Source organism: Cohaesibacter celericrescens, assembly GCF_002866925.1.
GTDB lineage: Bacteria > Pseudomonadota > Alphaproteobacteria > Rhizobiales > Cohaesibacteraceae > Cohaesibacter > Cohaesibacter celericrescens.
Map to the genome: position 1 here is coordinate 1 of NZ_PKUQ01000027.1, position 19,802 is coordinate 19,802.

At 48.7% G+C, this 19,802-nt stretch carries 17 protein-coding genes; 8 read left to right on the forward strand and 9 right to left on the reverse strand.

Annotated elements, in window-relative coordinates:
- Positions 1 to 38: 38 nt before the first annotated feature.
- The 7 genes from C0081_RS23590 (at position 39) to C0081_RS14050 (ending at position 8,858) form a co-directional block, all read left to right on the forward strand.
- Complete coding sequence (locus C0081_RS23590) at positions 39 to 155, forward strand: helix-turn-helix domain-containing protein (protein WP_280952879.1); 117 nt, start codon at positions 39 to 41, stop codon at positions 153 to 155.
- Positions 156 to 237: 82 nt separating this feature from the next.
- On the forward strand, positions 238 to 438 hold the full coding sequence (locus C0081_RS23880) for a hypothetical protein (protein ID WP_425349480.1): 201 nt from the start codon (positions 238 to 240) through the stop codon (positions 436 to 438).
- 173 nt (positions 439 to 611) lie between these two features.
- Positions 612 to 977 (forward strand): type II toxin-antitoxin system RelE/ParE family toxin, encoded by a 366-nt coding sequence (locus tag C0081_RS14030; protein WP_425349479.1) that lies wholly within the window; start codon positions 612 to 614, stop codon positions 975 to 977.
- Complete coding sequence (locus C0081_RS14035; RefSeq protein ID WP_101534474.1) at positions 977 to 1,345, forward strand: helix-turn-helix domain-containing protein; 369 nt, start codon at positions 977 to 979, stop codon at positions 1,343 to 1,345. Before C0081_RS14030 ends, C0081_RS14035 begins: the two co-directional genes overlap by 1 nt.
- Positions 1,346 to 1,885: 540 nt before the next feature.
- Entirely contained in the window at positions 1,886 to 5,266 is a 3,381-nt protein-coding gene (locus C0081_RS14040) for a TerB N-terminal domain-containing protein (RefSeq protein WP_180966901.1), read from the forward strand.
- A gap of 16 nt (positions 5,267 to 5,282) precedes the next feature.
- The gene (locus C0081_RS14045; protein ID WP_101534476.1) at positions 5,283 to 6,623 is read left to right on the forward strand and encodes an ATP-binding protein; all 1,341 of its coding nucleotides are present in this window, start codon (positions 5,283 to 5,285) and stop codon (positions 6,621 to 6,623) included.
- Complete coding sequence (locus C0081_RS14050) at positions 6,624 to 8,858, forward strand: DEAD/DEAH box helicase (protein WP_101534477.1); 2,235 nt, start codon at positions 6,624 to 6,626, stop codon at positions 8,856 to 8,858.
- 332 nt (positions 8,859 to 9,190) lie between these two features.
- On the opposite strand, the gene tal is transcribed toward C0081_RS14050, so the two are convergent.
- From tal to C0081_RS14095, 9 genes are all read right to left on the reverse strand, one after another.
- A complete protein-coding gene (gene tal / locus C0081_RS14055) occupies positions 9,191 to 10,147 on the reverse strand; it encodes a transaldolase (protein WP_101534478.1) in 957 nt (318 codons plus the stop codon).
- A gap of 45 nt (positions 10,148 to 10,192) precedes the next feature.
- On the reverse strand, positions 10,193 to 10,873 hold the full coding sequence (locus C0081_RS14060) for an HAD family hydrolase (RefSeq protein ID WP_210200512.1): 681 nt from the start codon (positions 10,871 to 10,873) through the stop codon (positions 10,193 to 10,195).
- 1 nt (position 10,874) lies between these two features.
- Complete coding sequence (locus C0081_RS14065) at positions 10,875 to 12,368, reverse strand: mannitol dehydrogenase family protein (protein ID WP_101534480.1); 1,494 nt, start codon at positions 12,366 to 12,368, stop codon at positions 10,875 to 10,877.
- Between the two features lie 98 nt (positions 12,369 to 12,466).
- Positions 12,467 to 13,195, reverse strand: a complete 729-nt coding sequence (locus tag C0081_RS14070; RefSeq protein ID WP_101534481.1) for an SDR family oxidoreductase — start codon at positions 13,193 to 13,195, stop codon at positions 12,467 to 12,469.
- Between the two features lie 41 nt (positions 13,196 to 13,236).
- Complete coding sequence (locus C0081_RS14075; RefSeq protein ID WP_101534482.1) at positions 13,237 to 13,881, reverse strand: nucleoside/nucleotide kinase family protein; 645 nt, start codon at positions 13,879 to 13,881, stop codon at positions 13,237 to 13,239.
- 36 nt (positions 13,882 to 13,917) lie between these two features.
- Entirely contained in the window at positions 13,918 to 15,030 is a 1,113-nt protein-coding gene (locus C0081_RS14080; protein WP_101534483.1) for an ABC transporter ATP-binding protein, read from the reverse strand.
- Between the two features lie 4 nt (positions 15,031 to 15,034).
- A complete protein-coding gene (locus C0081_RS14085) occupies positions 15,035 to 15,898 on the reverse strand; it encodes a carbohydrate ABC transporter permease (RefSeq protein WP_101534484.1) in 864 nt (287 codons plus the stop codon).
- Positions 15,898 to 16,791: a carbohydrate ABC transporter permease gene (locus tag C0081_RS14090; RefSeq protein ID WP_245417954.1), complete on the reverse strand. Its 894-nt coding sequence runs from the start codon at positions 16,789 to 16,791 to the stop codon at positions 15,898 to 15,900. Before C0081_RS14090 ends, C0081_RS14085 begins: the two co-directional genes overlap by 1 nt.
- 203 nt (positions 16,792 to 16,994) lie before the next feature.
- Positions 16,995 to 18,245 carry an ABC transporter substrate-binding protein gene (locus C0081_RS14095; protein ID WP_101534486.1) on the reverse strand — a complete coding sequence of 417 codons (1,251 nt, stop codon included), beginning with the start codon at positions 18,243 to 18,245 and terminating at the stop codon, positions 16,995 to 16,997.
- Positions 18,246 to 18,507: 262 nt separating this feature from the next.
- On the opposite strand from C0081_RS14095, the gene C0081_RS14100 reads away from it, so the two are divergent.
- A complete protein-coding gene (locus C0081_RS14100; protein ID WP_101534487.1) occupies positions 18,508 to 19,689 on the forward strand; it encodes an ROK family transcriptional regulator in 1,182 nt (393 codons plus the stop codon).
- The last annotated feature ends 113 nt before the right edge of the window (positions 19,690 to 19,802 follow it).

A 19,802-nucleotide genomic window follows, 5' to 3' on the forward strand; every position in this document is an offset into this window, starting at 1 on the left:
CCAAGAGTAAGGGCGTTCGATTTGGCCCAAAACCAAAGCTGACCGAACATCAGAGATCCGTTGCCTTGGAGCGCCTTGCATCAGGTGAGAGCTGTCGAGCCATCGGCAGAGATATGGGCGTTGCGCACACAACGATTTCTCGTTTGATGGCATAAATCCAAGCACCCTTAAACTGTCGGTCCGCAAGGAACTCAGTTTGGTTTCCGCTCAACCATTCCTGCGAATTTAGGATACCACATTGCAACATGGGTAGTGACAATCGTTATTGGGTTTGGCTTCTTGACCGCACTAGACCAATTTCCTCAGATATTTGAGATTCTGAAAGTGGCAGGGTCTCTCTATGTGTTTTGGATTGCATGGAAGTTATTCAAAGCTGGAGCGCTCGAAGGAAACGAGGCTGCAAAACCGGCAACGTTTGTAGACGGGCCATTCTGCTAGCATTCAACCCGAAGGCATATGTCATCATAGCGCTCATGTTTACGCAATTTCTTGGTCAAACTGATGAAGACTGGATGTTTTTGTCATAAGTAGTTTTGTCCCCATACCTATCAATGAAGAAACGTGGCGTGCGTAAATATAGCTTGCAAGCTATATAGTCCCTATGCTATATAATGAGCATGGAATGGACAGTCGAGCTTTATGAAGAATTTGAGCCAGAGTTCGACGGTTACAGTGAAGCCGTTCAGGACGCTATCTTGGCGAAAGCCAGCTTGCTTGAACGAGAGGGGCATCAGCTTGGTCGCCCCCATGTTGACACGCTGAACGCTTCCAAACACGCCAATATGAAGGAGTTGAGATGCAGCGCCGATGATGGTTTTTGGCGCATCGCCTTTGCATTTGATCCTGCTCGCAAGGCTATTCTTCTCACCGCAGGAGACAAAGCTGGAGTAAGCGAAAAGCGTTTTTACAGGCAGCTTATCGCAAAGGCAGATGAACGCTTTGACTGCCATTTGGCCAATCAGAAAGGGAAAGCATAATGGGTACTTCTTTAAAAGACAAAATGAACCAGCTAAGCCCAGACCGTCAGGCACGCATCAATGCAGAAGCCGACCGGCTACATGAGGAATATTTGACGCTGCAGCAATTGCGTAAAGCAAAAGACATGACGCAAGTACAGCTAGCCGAAACACTTGGTATCCGTCAGGCGTCCGTCGCCCAGATGGAAAAACGCAGCGATCTAATGCTCTCTACCTTACGCAGCTATGTTGAGGCGATGGGTGGCAAGCTTAATCTGATGGTGGAGTTTCCTGACCGGGCCCCCGTTCTCTTGGATGGGCTAACCGATACCGAAGAGTTGCCAGCTCGTAAGCCATCATCGGCAGATCAATCGGCACGGTCTGCGTAAGAGCGTGTGGTAGGTCCCTCTGCGCCTGAACCATGTCTACCGGCGCACAAGCTCCAAAATTCATGCGTTTTTGGGAAGGTCATAAACGACCGTTTTTGAAAGCGCAGTTTTGATAGTGGGGCTTTGAAAGGTCAGATCCATACAATCTAAATTGGTATAAAGGGCGGTAAGTTGACTTGCGGCAGCGCAGCACATTCATGGGGGATGGTCATCAAAGCAGCCATTCTGATCGTCATGGAAATGTAACTACGCCTAAAGTTCAAATAGTCAATTATCGGCCTTCTCCCCTCATGTGCCCGCCGTTGAATGATTTATACTCAACTGAAAATTACAGAGGCATTTTTTTCGCCCATCATCCACGTATGGCCGTGAGGTTAAACCGCATGCAGTGAACAAGGCCCTACACCTTATGACAATCTTTGATTGTGCAATTGATCTGGCAACACCTACATGTCAATCTATACTTCTTGAACATAGAGATCGCTACTTGAAAGCGCTTCAATCCAATTGAGTGTTTCTGAAGTCATGACATGGAATAGGATGTTTGGTGGGTCCAATATTTTAAGATCAAGAAGATCAGAAGCTGTAAGAAACCCTGTCTTAACTTTGGCATGGTCCGGTATTCTTTTGGCTTTTTTGTTGCCCGCCTCACCGTCGTTTTCCCAGGATTTGGAGCTGTTGCAGGTTCAAAAATTTCTAGCAGAACAAGGTTACAACCCTGGCCCTGCAGATGGTCTTTATGGCAATCGAACAAAAAACGCTTTGCAAACCTATCAGCAGGCTTCTGGTTTACCTGAAACCGGTATGCTGGATGCCGCAACGTTGGAGATGATTGAACGGCTGCGCTCTCAGACCGATACTGAAGAAAAGACGGGGCCTGAAGAAAGTGAGCGCCCCGCCATTAAAAGGCTAGAGGCGCCAGCGACTACTGAGGTCTTGCGAGTGGTTGCGGTTCCTTTGCCTGTTCTGCCAAGAGACAAACCAAATAGTATGGAAACAGATCCCAGTTCAATATCTGGGATATCTTCTCCACCCTCTGTCTCCGAGCTATCTCGTCCAGTGATTGAGAACGGTTCCGATCACAGCATGTCAGTTCTGCAGAACGAACCACTCAAAAGCAACGTTGAGAAATCGCTCGATCGATCAATTGAAAATCCTATGGAAAGAGCTGGAAGCCCCTCGATAGCCAAAGAACAGGCGGTGCCAGCCAGCTCGAATGACAATACCATTGCCATCATCGCTATTGCAATTTTACTCGCCATAATTGGGTTTTTTATTTTTGTTGTAAGATGGATATTCCTGAAAATAGTCCGAATGAGTGGGGCAATTTTCGGCAAAAGAAAAGATGAAGATAGAAAACCGAATGCTGACAGTCCGTTTTCTTCTAATTTAAATAATATCGCGCCAGTCGAAGCGGTAGACGATGCTTCTGCTTCGGTATTTTGGGGGCAACGTGAAAAAAACGTGGCATATTATGCGCTCTCCAATAATAGGGAACTCGATTCAATAATAGAAACTGTCGAAACCGAGATCGAAAGACAGGTTAAAGAGATACAATCCAATCCTCTCCCACCCATCCAAGAGAAAAGTGCTATCAAGGAGGGCGCGTTAAGTTCAGAGACCCTAAATAAGGCCATGAATCAACCCGATGTGTCCGCGTTGCAACCATCCCAACAGCTTCAGGGCAATCGCGCTCAAACCGAACATGAGCAAATCATGCAAAGGATTAAAGAGCGCGATGAAAAAGCCAGGGAGAGTAGAATAAAGTGGCGGATGCGGAAGGAGCTGGCACAAGAGTTTGTTGAGCAGGCGAAAGCCAAGCGCGACGCTTCTCTTGCCGCCTCCAATCGTAGAGGCTGGATCTCGGCTGGCGAGAGTATCATTGTGGCCGGGCGTGATATTGGCGGTTTGGTTTATATCGGCTCTGCGCCATCGACAGGCCGGTATGGTCAAAAACGAAAATGCTATATTGATCCATCTTTGTCTGTTGCCAAACAAGGAGATGACAAAGAAGGCAATTGCATGCCCTATTGGCCGAGTTACAGCGGTATTCCTGCTAACGCACGTGCCACCTATTTGGACTGGCTTGCTTCAGGACGATCAGATTCATCTTATGATCCAGGCTACATGTTCCTTTATTTTTACGGATTGGAACAACACTTTTTCGAAAAAGCTGCTGACGAGGCTGATAGACAAGCAATTGTGCACGAGGTGGAAAGGCTCAAAGAGCTCTACCAAGACAACAATTCGGTCCAACGGTATTTGGGCGCGTTCCTCAATCTGGCGCAAATTATACAAGACTCGGCTCTTCCTTTGATACCGGAACGGTTGGGGTGGAGCAATGAACTCCCGCTACCCGTCAAGTTGTATTTAGGTAGAAAACTGAAAGCCGAACAAGCATTAAATGCTGAAGATGGGCTTCTTTGGTTAATGCATCATCCTGACCGTCGCATGAGGATACCAGCTCAGCGCTGCAAAGCTGAGTTTGAGCTCTTGTTTCGATCAAGGTTCAACGCACACTATCCAGACGGTATGACAGTCCGAAAGCCTCGGAAGGCGTTGAAGATTGAATATCAATCAGCTTCAGGCGATTTCACAGCTGATGTTACTCCTCTGATAGAAGATGCTCTGGATATTTCGGGCTTATCCAAACCGGTGGAAGACTTGCAATTGCTCGCTGACGAGGCCATGGCGTCTCTCGACAAATTCAGCCGCTATCTTGGACCTGACGAGAACGGAAGGGGGACTGTCCAAGCTCATTCCTTATTGCCGCCGGAATTGCAGCCGCTCTTTCCGTGTGAAGAACTCGATGGACTTTCAAATTGGGCCGAACCGATCCTTGAGCAAAATGGTCAGGTTCCTGTTCTTGAACTGCTTGAAAAACTCGATGGAAGAAAACCGGAAAAGCTCGGAAAAAGGCAATTGGTGAACGCTGCTGATGCTCTGGCCATGATTGGTATTGGCATGGCGCCCGATCCTCGTTTCGCTTTGCGGGGGCCGAAGCTGGATGACCCGGTCATTCTGTTTCATCTACCTGATAGGGCAAGGGCTCTTGATGAAACAACGCCTGCCTATCAGGCTAGTCTTTTAGAAATTGCAATCGGCACTTTTATTGCTCAGGCTGATGGAGAAGTGAGCAAAGCTGAAAGTGATGCTTTGAAACGCACAATCCATCAGGCGGACCATTTGTCGCCAGTTGAAAGATTGCGGCTTGCAGCAAATCTTGCTTGGTTTTTTGCCGTTCCGTTAGATTTGCAACAATTACGTAGTCGGCTCAAGAAGCTTGACCTTGACCAAAAGTACGCCATCGCGGACATCGTGATCAAACTGGCCGGTGCAGATGGTATAATTCAACGTGAAGAGGTTGGGCAGATCGAGAAAATCTATAAGATTCTCGATATGTCGACAGAGGGGCTTTATTCACGCCTAAATAGTCAAGCAATGACCGATATTGAAGGAGATGAGCCCATCTCCGTGCGCTCGGCTTCTCCTGTAAGCGATGGTGTGGCTATCCCCCCTGAAACGGAAGGCGCAATGCTGGTTCACCTCAACGCATTAGATCAATCCAGACTGGCAGATATCCGCACAAATACGGCCCAGGTTTCTCAGCTGCTTGGTGCAATTTTTGATGGCGATGACGCTGACGACGACGTTTCGGAAGCCGAGACTGTGGAGCATGCGTCCCACACTTTCCCCGGTCTAGACGCGAAGCACTCTGGATTTGTATCTGAACTTGTCAAACGTGAGAGTTGGGCACGTCTTGAGTTCGAACAGCTTGCCAAAGAGTTTGGATTGATGATGGAAGGCTGTCTTGAAGTTATCAATGAATGGTCATTCGAGCACCATGATGAAATGCTGATTGAAGAAGATGATCTATTCGAAATAAACAGCGATATTGCGGCCAGCCTGACTGCACAATGAACTTGAGGGATGAATAATGGCAAAGAAGATCAAGAGACGAGAAAGAGACACGATTATTCAAGCTTTGCGTGCAGGCGTCGTGCCCAAAGTCGGATTGCAGTATATTCAGGTTGGTCGTTTCAATGAAATCAAGGAGCTGGTCAAGGATATAGAGCGTATCGGCGAAGGAGGTTCGGCCATTCGTTTTATCATCGGCGACTACGGCTCTGGTAAAACCTTTTTTCTCAATTTGGTTCGACTCATCGCTATCGAAAAGGGGTTAGTGGTGATGGGGGCCGATTTGGCTCCAGATCGCCGTCTTCACGCGTCTGCTGGGCAGGCCCGAGGGCTTTATGCTGAAATGGCTCGAAATCTGTCAACCCGCACCAAACCCGAAGGCGGAGCTTTGAGTTCTATTGTGGAGCGGTTCGTGACAAAGGCCAATCAGGAAGCCGAAGAAAAAGGCCTACAAACCGGACAAGTGATCCGAACCAGACTTGAACACTTTGAAGAAATGACCGGAGGCTTTGAATTTGCGGAGGTCGTGCGCAAGTATTGGGAGGCCTATGAAACCGACGATGATGATCTGAAATCTGCCTGTATGCGCTGGCTTCGCGGTGAGTTCGCCACCAAGACTGATGCACGGAAGGCATTGGGTGTACGGACCATTGTTGATGACAAGAATGTTTATGACCACCTCAAATTGATGTCTGCTTTTGTTTGCGCCGCAGGCTATAATGGGTTGATGGTCTCGCTGGATGAGATGGTCAATCTTTATAAGCTGACATCAAGCCAGGCTCGCAATTCAAACTATGAACAGATCCTGCGTATTCTTAACGACGTATTGCAGGGGACAGCATCTCATATCGGTTTTCTCATGGGGGGGACGCCGGATTTTCTTTTAAACACCCGCCGTGGTCTTTACTCTTACGAGGCTCTTCAGACACGCCTGGCTGAAAATCAGTTTGCAAAGAACGGCCTTATTGATCTGTCTGGCCCTGTCATTACATTGGCCAATCTGACTCCAGAAGACATGCGCATGCTGTTGGAGAACATTCGCGCGGTAATGCAAGAGCCGGAAACCATGATCCCGGACGAAGCGCTGGATAGTTTTATGCATCACTGTTCTAATCGTATTGGAGAGGCATATTTCAAGACGCCGCGAAATACGGTCACAGCTTTCGTCAACCTGATGTCTATTCTGGAACAGAATCCTGGTACCAACTGGGCAGATCTGATTGAGGCTATCGAAGTTGCTCCAGATGGAGGAGACGATCTCAGCGATATAGTCGATGAAGATGAAGACACGGGTGGAAAAGGTGGCGGTGCGGCTCTTGATCCGGAAGACGAAGATGATCTTGCTTCGTTTAAACTATAGATGAGTGAATTTGAGCTCCTTGCACGGCCTATTCAGAAATGGATCAGGGGTAAAGGATGGCCAGCTTTACGCTCAATTCAGGCCGATGCTATCCGCACACTTTATGACTCGAATCGGGATTTGATTATTTCTGCTGGCACTGCTGGTGGCAAAACCGAAGCGGCTTTTTTACCTCTGATTTCCCAATGTGTGCAAGAGCCTGCAAGCCCCGGTTTTGAACTGGTCTATATAGGCCCACTCAAAGCGCTGATCTCCGATCAAGCTCGACGTCTGGAGGATATATGCCAATATGCTGAGCTGACTGTCACGCCTTGGCATGGCGATGTTTCTGGGGCGGTTAAAGCCCGTGCAAAGAAAAAACCGCAAGGAATCTTGCTTATTACGCCGGAATCACTGGAGGCCATGTTCATTCTTAATGGCTTACAGATTCCGACTTTTTTTGCCTCCACACGCGCCATCGTTATTGATGAGTTGCATTCTCTACTGGATAGTGAGCGTGGTATCCAAATGCGCTCGCTTATAAAGCGGATGGAAATGGCGGTAGGCCGTCCCATTCGGCGATTGGGGCTTTCAGCAACTTTGGGGGATAACAAAGATCTGGCCAAGAGGTATTTAAGGCCCAATGATCCAGCCACTGTTGAGCTAGTCGAAGGAAGTGGGGGCGCTCCGGAACTGAAACTGCAATTGCGAGGCTATATCAAAGGCGACATCACGTTGGAAGCCTTTGGTGATAGCGAGGGAACTGAGAGTGAAGATGCTGCCGTGAATCTGGATGAAGCTGCCGCGCGGGCCGTTGCCAGCCATATGTTCAGCAAGTTGCGTGGTAGTCGGAATCTGATTTTTGCCGGGGCACGCAATCGGGTCGAATTGTATGCAGACCTGTTGAGGCTTCGTTGTGAAGAGGAAAATCTGCCACAGGAATTCTATGCACACCATGCGAACATTTCTCGCCATGAGCGCAGTTTCATAGAGGACCGGCTCTGCAAAGGGGATCTACCTACCACAGCTGTCTGCACATCCACGTTGGAGTTGGGGATCGATATTGGTGATATCACATGTGTCGCACAGATCGGCGCGCCATTCACTGTCTCTTCCATGGTTCAGAGGCTCGGGCGGTCTGGCCGTCGCCCTGGTCAACCACAGATTTTGCGCCAATACGCTATCGAGAACAGGGTAGATGCAGTGTCTCACCTTATCGATCGTCTTCGTTTGGACACTATTCGAGCGATCGCCATGATCGAACTGCATGTGAAGGACAGATGGTGTGAATCTCCACTGCCCCAAGCGTTGCATCTCTCAACTCTCGTGCACCAGCTCCTGTCAGTAATTGCGGAACGTGGTGGCTCCTCAGCCAAGAGGCTCTACATAACTCTTTGCGAAAAAGGCCCCTTCACTGAGGTGACGCCAGCAATATTCACGCAAGTCCTTCGCGCTTTGGGACGAGAAGAAACTGGACTCATAGAGCAATCTGACAACGATCTTTTGTTGCTTGGCCCCAAAGGAGAGAAACTCGTTGAGCATTATAGCTTCTACGCAGTTTTTAAGACACCGGAAGAGTATCGCTTGCTTCATGAAGGCAAGGAAATTGGTACGTTACCCATTTCTACCGTCATTACGAAGGGCAGCACGATCATTTTTTCGGGCCGCCGATGGGAGATTTTAGAACTCGACAGCATAAGCAATACCATATTGATCAAGCCGTCCAAAGCAGGGAAAGCCCCGAAATTTGGAGGAGACGGCCTTGGATTGATTGATGATAGGGTTGTCTCAAAGATGCTGGATATCTTGCACTCAAATGATGTGCCTATTTATTTGGACCGTGTTGCCAAGCAGTTGTTACAAGAAGCAAGGCAGGCTTTTTCAGAAAGCAAGCTCGACAGCAATAAATTGCTGTCTTTGAGCCCTAAAGCCCATATTCTCTCGACATGGCGGGGTGATATTAAAACCAACAGTCTCGCTCTGGCGCTGCAATCGCTTGGTTTTAAATTGGCAATCTATGATGGTTTAATAGAAATTACCGATTGTCCGGAGGAAATGAATATTTTCGAGGGTCTGGAGGCCATAGCCGAGGGGCGTCACACCAACCTTTTTGCTGATAGTAGCAATTTGGTTTCGGAAAAGTTCCATCCCTACTTATCTGTGGAGCTTCTGCAGCTCGATGCTTTGTCGTGCCGTCTCGACCAAACATGCATTGCCCCATTGGCTCAAGAAATTTTGGAGCAAGAAGATAGTTAAAGGTAAATGCGTAGTGTTTAGTTCATGGCGAAGAATGTCCAGTTTAGGATTGTTGCAATGCACAAGCTCGAAGGCTTTAAAGGCCGCAGTGGGCCGTGAATGCATGTGGCGGTACCAAAGTCGACCGCATCTGTATCGCGCTGCACTAGGCCGCTATGAGCCCATTTACGATTTTCCCCGCGTGACGGTTTTCGCAGATTCAGCATTATTTCTTATGGCAAAATCGGCCCAACACCACTCGTCGCATTAGAAAAGTGGCACAAATTCCGAAAAATCTACGTTCAAACAATGTTCGGAGCTCAAGCTCAGAAAATACCATGAGAGTTCACAGATCAGCTTTCGAGTTCGCGGGCAATCAATGCGCGGAGCTTGCCAAGATCCTTTGCAAAAGCGCGAATACCTTCGCTCAGTTTTTCTGTGGCCATCGCATCTTCATTTAGCATCCAGCGGAATGTCTTTTCGTCCATGCCAATCCTATCAACCGGGTTGGAATTTTCTGGAGACAGAACTCTTTCCAAATGGCCATTGTCCAAAGACAGCTCTTCTAAAAACTTGGGGGCTATGGTCAATCGATCGCATCCAGCCAACGCTTCAATCTCTCCCGCATTGCGGAAAGACGCGCCCATGACAACGGTTTTAACGTCATGCACCTTGTAATAATTAAAGATCGAGCGCACAGACAGGACACCGGGGTCGTTTTCGGAGGTATAGGCTTCGCCTGTGGCTTTCTTGTGCCAATCGAGAATGCGTCCAACAAAGGGTGAGATCAGAAACGCACCGGCGTCCGCACAAGCCACAGCCTGTGCAGTGGAAAACAGGAGCGTCAGATTGCAATTGATCCCCTCTTTTTCAAGAACTTCTGCCGCACAAATACCCTCCCAGGTAGAAGCTAGTTTGATCAAAATGCGATCTTGATCAATCCCTCGATGCCCATAGGCGGCAATGATCTCATGTGCTTTGGTAATCGAGGCTTCTGTATCGAAAGACAAGTCCGCATCAACCTCAGTCGATACGTGGCCAGGAACCAGTTTTGCTAACTCAGAACCAATCGAAACAGCAAGTCGGTCAGCGGCTGCGATGGTTGCTTTCTCCAAGCCAAGGCTTGAGGACTTGCTCCAGTGAACTGCCTCGTTTAACAGTTCTTGGCCCATTTCGGTGTCAATCGTATTGAGCACGATGCTGGGATTGGTGGTGCAATCAACTGGCTTCAAACGAGCAACAGCCTCGATATCGCCAGTATCTGCAACGACAACGGTCATTTTGCGCAACTGATCTAATTTGTTTTCCATGGTCTTTTCCAAATCTCTCTAATTGTTCCTGAATTATCTCAACAATTAGAGCCGTTCATTAATGATCGGAGTTATTTCACTTATCGAATGTGCTAAATGAGTGGCACCATTTTCGATGAGCTGTTTGCCGTGAAATTGTCTATACCCCTCAAGATGACTGCCACCCAAGAATCCTATAATTACCGCTACGCCAGCATCACGGGCGGCAATTGTTCCTGCAAGTCCGTCTTCGATGACCACGCATCGTTCTGAACTTACTCCCAGCTTGTCCGCTGCGTATTGAAAAATGTCTGGGGCAGGCTTTCCTCGTTCCACATGATCGCCTCCAAAGGATCGGTTTATGAAGTGCTCCTGCAGTCCCAAAGTGCGCAATGCGAGATCCAGACGCTCAACAGGACTGCCTGATGCGATGCAGGTTGGAATTCGAATGTCTTTTAGATGCGACAACAGATTTGTGATGCCGGGAACGACCTCCAGATCCGTTGCAAAGCGATTGCAAACCCGGTCGTTCCAGATCTGCGGATATTCTTTGCCCGGGTCCGCTCCGCTCTGCTTCTCGATATAACGGACGATATCTCCGGGGGATTTCCCAAGAAATGACGACACCAACTCGTCCCAACCCAACTCAATTCCAAATTTGCGAAATGTTTGGTTCAATTCGGTAAGGGCTATGTGCTCGCTATCGGCAATTACACCATCAAAATCGAAGATTATTGCTTCAATCATGTCAGCTTGAAAGTTCTGCGGAGGATCCCATTGCAACATAATCCTTCAAGGTCTGCCGAACTCCGTTTTCGAGCAGCTTGCTGTACCAGTTACCAAACGCGGATACAAACTTCTGGCTGTCAACCAGATCACCAAATACCGTACCAATTTCGATGAAGGCTTTTGGGTGAGTTTTAGCTTCTTCTGCCTGGGCTGTAAGAGTGTCAGCGATTGGGTCTTGAATGATAACCTTGTCTCCATTCTCCATCACCCCGGTGCAATAACGGCACCACAGAGCAATTTCGAGTGCAAGGCCATCAATCGAGCCGCTTTGATCCAAAGCATCCCGCAAGGTTGGAAGAATGAATTTTGGTTGGCGATCCGAGCCATCTGCAATGTTCCGAGGGATCGTGTCTCCAATTTCTGGATTGGAAAAGCGTTCGACTACCTTGGCAAGATATTGACTATAGTCAACTCCCTCAATCGAGCCGAGCGTAGGAATTGACTCTCTGATCTGTAACGCCCTAACCCATTCGCGAATGTCTTCATCAGCCAAAGCATCGTGAACAAAATGATAGCCCAAAAGTGCAGCGGCATAGCAAGTGCTTGCATGCCCCGCATTAAGAATGCGCAACTTCATCAGTTCGTAAACTGTGACGTCGGATACAAATTCCACACCGACTTCTTCCAAAGGTGGGCGACCATTTGGAAATGTGTCTTCAATGACCCACTGATGGAACGGTTCACACACAACTGGAGCAGTGTCTTCAATGCCGAATTGTTCTCTCACAATGGAACGCTCTCTGGCGGTGGTCGCCGGCGTTATACAGTCCACCATGCAATTTGGAAAAGCAACCTCAGCTTCAATCCAGTCAGCGAATTCGGCATCTGACAGACGTGCTAGCCCAACAACGGTTTGGCGGGCCACATGACCGTTCCCAGGAAGATTGTCGCAGGATACAACGGTGAATGGCGGAATGCTCCTCTCTCTACGCACGCGTAAAGCCCTGATGATCATGCCGAATAGGGTTTGGGGCTCATCTGGGTGCGACGCATCTTTGCGTATGTCCGGATGTTCAATATCAAGACCACCAGTCGCTGCATCGATGAAATACCCACCTTCCGTAATCGTCATGGATACGATGCGAATGCGCGGGTCAGTAAGGCCGACTAATATAGCTTCGATATCGACAGGAAGAAAATCTACCATAGCCCCTGTCACCCGGGCCGACAGGCCGGATGGATCAAGCTCCACAATCGTCGTGAGCCAATCTTGCTTTTCAAGATTGCTGCGCATTTTCTCGTCGCCGGGCTGGATACCGGCTCCTACAATTCCCCAATCCTGCCCGAGCCCCATGTTGAATAGACTGTCCATATAGACACTCATATGAGCCCTATGGAAGTTGCCAACGCCGATATGCAAGATACCGGGACTGATCTTTGATCTGTCATATCGTGGAAAAGATGTGAGACCACCAAAGGTATTTATGGTTTTTGAACTCAATGCTACGGACATGATCTTGCAACCCGAACTGGAGTGAATGGGATTTTAAAGACACGCAGCGGATTTGGGAGGATACATTGTAGGTTATCCGCCGCGAGCCAGGGAGGAACTTAAACGGCTGTGAAGCCACCATCGATAGGAAGCGAAACGCCTGAAATCATTGAAGCGCCATCACTCAATAGAAAAACAATCGGTGCAGCGATTTCGTCCTCAGTCGCCCAACGTCCCAAAGGCATGGTTTCCAGAAATGGTCCTTGTACTTCTGGCCTTGCCCAATACCAGGCCGACATCGGCGTCATCACAACGGTTGGATTGACCCCGTTGACACGAATGCCATGTGGTCCAAGCTCCATTGCAGAAACTCTTGTGATATTATCGAGCGCAGCTTTGGACGAGCCGTAAGAAATGTGCCCTTTCAACGCCACTAGAGACGCCTGGCTGGATACGTTGACAATTGCTCCGCCTTTGCCCAGACGAACCATCGACTGAGAAGCATATTTTGTCACCAACAGCGCGCCTCGCGCGTTGATGTTTATGACCTTATCAAAAACATCAATATCGGTTTCCATTGGGGTTGCGATTTCGCCGCCAAAGCCGCCACAATTGACGACTCCCCAAAGATCAAGATCCTGTAGAGCATCTTTGACACTGTCTTCCGACGTTAAATCGAATGGCAAAGTTTTGCAGCCGGTTTCTTTTGCAAGCGCATCGAGGGCTTCAACGTTGCGACCATTGGCAATGACATCCGCACCAGCGGCACAAAGCTGACGCACTGTAGCACCTCCGATGCCTCCGCTTGCTCCTGTCACCAAGATTGGACCTTTATCAAATCCGGACATATTGGGCTCCTTATCGGTATTGCTAATTGTTGATACAGACTTCAGTTGTTGATTACGAAGTCTGCAGGAATTGAGCTTGAGTAAACGAAACGCCCGTTTGGCAGATCATTTTGTTCGACTTTGTTGGGAATTTCGTTTTCCGGAATCCCGTGCGAAATCCACCGATTGGTAAGCCGGCGCCGAAGCTCGTCTTCGTCGGTGAAAATCATAATCTTGATGTCAAAGAGAGGAGCGAGGGATATCCAGGGATCTATGCCAAGTAGCACATAATTCCCCTCGACCAAGATGACATTGGTTTCTCGATCAATCACCCGGGCTCCAGCCCGGGAAATTTCAAGATCACGATCAAAAACGGGAACATAGACCTCAGCTTCTTCATCGCAGCGCAAACGATGCAACATGTGGCGAAAGCCGCCGACATCGAAGGTCTCAGGCGCTCCTTTTAGTGGTCTCAAACCGCGTTCATTTAGGATCAAATCATCGTAGTGATAGCCGTCCATCGGCAAGATGGCCGCATTGATATGATCATGCTTATTTAGTGATTGTTGCACTTTTTCTGCGCACATGGATTTCCCAGAACCCGGAGCCCCAGCCATCGCAACGAGCAGACGTTGACCCTCCGATTTTTCCGACAAAATAACGTCGCATGTCTCTTGCAGAGTCACTTGTCGAGTTTCTTTTTCCATAAATCCCTCCTGGCAGGATATGTTGGTTGGCGAAAATTATGCCAACCGTTCCTCCGTGGTTGGATCGAACGCAACCGCCTTATTCATATTGAAAGCGAAGGTGAACATTTCCCCGGGTTTAGCGGCTGTGTGAGCACGAAAACGCCCGACCACATCCTTTCCGCCCAGATGTGTCATGACAAATGTATCCGAGCCGGCGGGTTCTATAATTTCGACAAGCGTTTCGGCTTTGTAGATCGACTGGCTGGTCGGATCGGCTCCCTCTGGATCAGTGATAGCCTCGGGTCTGATGCCAAGAATAATATCGCGTCCGTCCAGTGTGTCTGAGACACCAGGTCGATCGAATGGGAGCTGAATGAAACTTCCATCTTTTTTGCTAATTTCAACCACCATCCCAGAAGGATGCTTTTTGAAAATAGCAGGGAAGAGATTCATCGAAGGAGATCCCATGAAGCCAGCCACAAACATGTTTGCAGGATTGTCATAGACTTCTTGCGGTGTTCCAAGCTGTTGCAGATAACCGCCATACATAACCGCAATCCGGGTCGACAAAGTCAGAGCTTCAATCTGGTCATGCGTGACATAGATGATTGTCGTTCCCAGTTTTTGATGGAGCTTCTTGATTTCGGTGCGCATATCAACACGCAACTTGGCGTCAAGGTTTGACAAAGGCTCATCGAACAAAAATACGTCTGGATCTCGGGTCAAAGCACGACCCATGGCGACACGTTGCCTTTGGCCGCCGGAGAGTTGACCAGGTTTTCTGTCAAGCAATGGGGAGATCTGAAGAAGATCGGCAACTTCTGCAATCTTGCTGTCGCGTTCCGACTTTGGAACCCCATGCATCTCCATACCAAAGGAAATATTCCCTTTCACGGTCATATTGGGATACAGCGCATAGGACTGAAACACCATCGCGATATTTCGTTCAGATGGCCTTACATCATTAACTCGATCCTCGCGAATGAAAATGTCTCCCGAAGTCACTCCGTCGAGACCCGCGATCATGTTTAGCAAGGTAGATTTGCCACAGCCCGAAGGTCCGACGAGTACCAAAAACTCACCCTCTTCAACAGAAATATTGGTTTCCTGAAGGACCTGTACTGAACCGTAGGATTTGGTTACTTTATCAATATCGAGAAATCCCATCGGATTATCCTTTCACTGAGCCGGACATCAGACCGCGAACGAAATATCGGCCCGCGACGACGTAAACCAGGAGTGTTGGCAAGGCCGCCATGATGGCGCCAGCAAAGTGGACGTTGTATTCCTTCACGCCCGTTGAAGATTGAACGAGATTGTTAAGCGCTACTGTCATGGGCTGGCTGTCGAAGTCTGAGAAAGACGCACCAAACAGGAAGTCGTTCCAGATGTTGGTGAATAGCCAAATGATGCAGACCACAGCAATGGGTCCTGAAGACGGGAGCAAAATCCGCAGAAAGATAGTGAAAAACCCTGCACCATCGATTTGGGCAGCGCGCACCAATTCCGTTGGGAAAGCCGCATAATAATTGCGGAAATAAAGGGTGGAGAAGCTAATCCCGTAGACCACATGAACGAACACCAACCCGGGTACTGTTCCCGCTATTCCCAAGAAACCAAGAGATCTGGCCATCGGAATGAGGACTGTCTGGAAAGGAATGAAGCATCCAAACAATATGAGACCGAATAGAACTGTCGCTCCTCGGAACGTCCATTTGGTCAAGACATAGCCGTTGAGAGCACCCAGAATCGTAGTGATGAAAACCGCTGGAACCACCATAATAATGGAATTGAGGAAATACGGTTTCAGGCCTGTCGCTTCAACTCCGATCTGTGCTTCCGACCATGCATTCAACCAGGCATAAAGTGTCCACTGCTCCGGCAGAGCCATCATGCCGCCGGTTGTGATCTCGTCCAGTGGCTTCAAGGAGTTAACTACCATCACATATAGCGGTAGCAGATAATAGACGCAGAATGCGAAGAGGGTGCCATAGAGGACAATACGGCCGAGGCGCCCTGATGTTCTTGTCGACATCACTTCTTCTCCCTCAATTCTGACCAGAGATATGGGACGATGACTGCGGCGATCGTCAGCAACATGATTTCAGCCGAAGCTGCACCAACCCCCATTTGATTGCGGGTGAAGGTGTAGGAATACATGAATGTGGCGGGCATCTGTGTGGCGATGCCGGGACCACCATTTGTGAGCGCTACGACCAAATCGTACGATTTGATCGCCATGTGAGCGAGAACCACAAAGGCTGACATAAATGCGGGTCTGAGCTGCGGAATGACGATGCGCCTATAGAGGGCGAATGTGGAAGCCCCGTCGACTTCTGCTGCTCGCAAAATTTCGCCATCGATGCCGCGTAGTCCGGCTAGAAAAGTCGCCATAACAAAGCCGGAGGTTTGCCACACTGCCGCGATGACGATTGTGTAAACCGCCATATCTCGGTTTTTGATCCAATCGAACTTGAAACTTTCCCAACCCCAGCTGTGCATCACGGCCTCAAGGCCAATACCGGGATCAAGAAACCACTTCCAGGCAATACCGGTCACGATAAAGCTGAGGGCCATCGGATAGAGATAAATCGTGCGGATAAAGCCTTCGTTGCGAATTTTCTGATCGAGCAAAATTGCCAAAAACAGTCCAAGCACACAGCATATTATGATATAGAGAGAACCAAAAACTAGCAGGTTATCGACAGCGATGCCCCAAGTGTTCAACTTAAACAGTTTGGTGTAATTCTGCCAACCAACCCAGTCATATTTCGGCAACATCCGGCTGTTGGTGAACGACAGGTAAGTTGTAAACAGGATGAAGCCATAAATGAAAATCGCAATGATGGCGATGGTCGGACTTAACACGATTTTCGGCAAGAGCGCTCGAAGTTGATTTCGGAAGCCTGCCTTCGCAGAATAGGCCAAGTCTATTCCCTTTCCTTGAATTTTGGGATTCCATACATGCAAACTGATACAATTCGCATGTCTTGATCCGGACAAGGTTACATCAATTGGGGGGCACATAGGTCGAGGTGAAACAAAAGGGGAGCAAGTCCGATTTAAGTTCATTCTTCGGGATATTCGGTTCGCCCCGCCTTGAGGCGAACCGCTTAACCTAAGTCATACTCTTACTTTGCTGCTTCGACCGCGTTTTGCAAAGCAGCCACTGCGACTTCAGAGGGCATGTCAGAATTGAAGTGCTGTGTCACAACATCGAAGATGGCCCGTTGCACGGAAGACGTCTGTGCCGTTCCGTGTGCCAGAGAACCCACCAGCGTGTTGTTCTTGTCCGCCTCGGCAATATCCTTCATGGAGCGTTTACCGCAGGCATCAAATTTGTCTGGACCGATATCGGTGCGGGCAGGAATTGATCCCTTCACAAGGCTGAATGCCTCTTGGAAGTCCTTGGACATAATGCTGGATGCCAGCTGCAGCTGAGCGGGCCGCTTCTCATCACTGACATCATAGCCAGCGAAGAAATCGGCAATCCAGAGGAAGGAACCTTCTGTGTCAGGAGCTGGAACACAAAGGATATCTTCGCCGGGAACAACCTTGGCACGAACGATTTCGCCCTTGGCCCAATCGCCCATCAACTGCATGCCTGCTTCACCCTTGATGAGCATTGCGGTTGCCAGGTTCCAGTCGCGACCAGAGAAATTGTCATCAACAAATCCACGAATGACGCGCATTTGGTCAAAGACCTTGGTCATGGTATCAGAACCGAGTGCTTCAGGATCTAACTCATGGATAGCCTTGCGATAAAAATCGGCTCCACCAAGACCAAGCACCACGTCATCAAAGACAGTGGCATCCTGCCATGGTTGACCGCCATGAGCGAGAGGTGTGATACCCTTATCTTTAAGTTTCTGAGCGACAGAGTTGAATTCTTCCCAAGTCTTTGGAGGAGTCAATCCATTGTCTTTAAAGACCTTGGCATTGATCCAAAGCCAGTTGGGACGATGAATTTCGACCGGAGCGGCAACCCATTTGCCATCATTGATAGCGAATTGTTTGACTGAGCCGGGCAGAACCGCATCCCAATTGTCTTTCTTGGCCACTTCGCTCAGATCACCCAGAGCGCCTTCAGCGGCCCATTCTCTAACGGCCATGCCAAGCAACTGAGCGGCGGCCGGTGGATTTCCTGCAGCAACGCGCGCTTTCAATGTCGTTGAAGCGGCTTCACCACCACCCCCGGCAACAGGCATATCCTGCCAACCAATATCTTTGGATTTTAAATCTTCTTTGAGCACATTCAGAGCTGCAGCTTCGCCGCCCGCTGTCCACCAGTGCAGAACTTCAACATCGCTTGCTAGGGCGCTGGATGACAAAGCCATCGCAGCGAAAAGTGTGGTCATACCACCCGCCAGAATCTTATTCATAGTACTCCTCCATGTAGCCCCTTTACCAGGGGAAGTCCCGATAAATGGGCCAATTCGAAACAAAGCAGCGGTGTAATTCCTCCAACTGACACTTTGTTTGTTTGCTAAACAAACATAAATTTGATTTAGTGTCAACAATAGATGCCGACTCTGGGTAAGGGTTCAACAGTTCGAGAACCTTCTGTCACAAACCGCAAATTGTTCATTGTTGATTTGTGAGCAGATAAGTTGGTATTTCACTGAGTCGGAGGATTATTTTAAAATGTCTATGCCCAGAGCTGTCCGCCAAGCCAATGAAATCAGAACGCTTGACGTATTATTGAAAAAAGGCCCTATGAGCCGAGCAGATCTTGCACGAGAGTTAAGCATCACTCGTGCTACGGCGAGCAGCCTAGTTTCGGCTTTGGTTGGTGCCGGTTTTCTGGCCGAAAATTCAGAAGTATCAGAAGAACGATCAAACCGGACTGGTAGGCCGAGCATTCAGGTTGCGCTTCGACCACAACACGCCATTTTTCTGGGCGCTTATATTACTGTCGGGCGAATTACACTTTCTGCGATTGACCTTAATGCGAATGTACTTGCCGTTGACGTGAAGGATTATAAACATAAGATTGCAACCGCTGAGCATGTTGCTGAAATACTGGCGAAACGAGTTCAAGAATTTACAGCTAGGTTACCCTCACTTGACCGCATCAGAGGTTTGAATATCGCAGTTCCTGGTCTGGTGGATCTAAGTGACACCATAATTCGCGCACCAATGCTGGGATGGCAGAATGTGGCATTCAAACAGATGGTTCAACGTCATTTGCCTGACATCAGGGTCGAGAAACTCGATAACGATGCAAATGCCTTTGCCTTTGAAGAGTTATATATGGGCAAGCGAGCAGACATGCGTGAAGCCGTCTATGTTTTTATTGATGCTGGTGTGGGAGGATGCTTGGTTTGCAATGGCGAAATTTTACGCGGTGCTTCTGGATATGCTGGGGAGATTGGCCACATTATTGTCGGAGAACATGGTTATTTTTCACCGACAAATGTCGAAGGAACCTTTGAAAGCTATGTGGCTCGAGGTGCAGTGTTAGAGCGGCACAAAGCGTATGGAGGTCAAGCCAACTCGATTTTCGAATTTATTACAAAGTTTGAAGCGGGAGAAGAAGCAGCCCAAAATACCTTGAAAGACTGGTCATATCATCTAGGAAGAGGCATTGCGACAATAACCAGTGTTTTAAATCCCGAAAGGATAATTCTCGGTGGAGCGGTGGCTCGTCTGTTTCCATATATTGAAACAGACGTTGTTGTCAGCATGCGGGCTCATTTGATGCCAAACTCAATGGAGCCGATAATTGAACGCTCCAAAACTGGTGTCGAGGCCCCTGCAATTGGTGCAGCTCGCATGCTTCATCGTGATTATTTTGCATTAGGCACGGATGAACCGACCGTATGATTATCGTGTTGAGATAAAACCATTTCCGCACTTTCGCTGATGTTTCTGATGATATCCAAATTGTCGTATCGCAGCAAAGGTCTGGAAAGTCCGCATTGTGTGAGTTCGTTCTG

Excerpts from the sequence above, each read along its gene's own strand:
- C0081_RS14060 (WP_210200512.1), bottom strand. The coding sequence starts at position 10,873 with ATGATTGAAGCAATAATCTTCGATTTTGATGGTGTAATTGCCGATAGC.
- C0081_RS14070 (WP_101534481.1), bottom strand. The coding sequence starts at position 13,195 with ATGTCCGGATTTGATAAAGGTCCAATCTTGGTGACAGGAGCAAGCGGA.
- C0081_RS14095 (WP_101534486.1), bottom strand. The coding sequence starts at position 18,245 with ATGAATAAGATTCTGGCGGGTGGTATGACCACACTTTTCGCTGCGATG.
- C0081_RS14045 (WP_101534476.1), top strand. The coding sequence starts at position 5,283 with ATGGCAAAGAAGATCAAGAGACGAGAAAGAGACACGATTATTCAAGCT.
- C0081_RS14065 (WP_101534480.1), bottom strand. The coding sequence starts at position 12,368 with ATGTCCGTAGCATTGAGTTCAAAAACCATAAATACCTTTGGTGGTCTC.
- tal (WP_101534478.1), bottom strand. The coding sequence starts at position 10,147 with ATGGAAAACAAATTAGATCAGTTGCGCAAAATGACCGTTGTCGTTGCA.
- C0081_RS14100 (WP_101534487.1), top strand. The coding sequence starts at position 18,508 with ATGTCTATGCCCAGAGCTGTCCGCCAAGCCAATGAAATCAGAACGCTT.
- C0081_RS14085 (WP_101534484.1), bottom strand. The coding sequence starts at position 15,898 with ATGTCGACAAGAACATCAGGGCGCCTCGGCCGTATTGTCCTCTATGGC.
- C0081_RS14050 (WP_101534477.1), top strand. The coding sequence starts at position 6,624 with ATGAGTGAATTTGAGCTCCTTGCACGGCCTATTCAGAAATGGATCAGG.
- C0081_RS14080 (WP_101534483.1), bottom strand. The coding sequence starts at position 15,030 with ATGGGATTTCTCGATATTGATAAAGTAACCAAATCCTACGGTTCAGTA.
- C0081_RS14040 (WP_180966901.1), top strand. The coding sequence starts at position 1,886 with ATGTTTGGTGGGTCCAATATTTTAAGATCAAGAAGATCAGAAGCTGTA.
- C0081_RS14030 (WP_425349479.1), top strand. The coding sequence starts at position 612 with ATGAGCATGGAATGGACAGTCGAGCTTTATGAAGAATTTGAGCCAGAG.
- C0081_RS14075 (WP_101534482.1), bottom strand. The coding sequence starts at position 13,881 with ATGGAAAAAGAAACTCGACAAGTGACTCTGCAAGAGACATGCGACGTT.
- C0081_RS14035 (WP_101534474.1), top strand. The coding sequence starts at position 977 with ATGGGTACTTCTTTAAAAGACAAAATGAACCAGCTAAGCCCAGACCGT.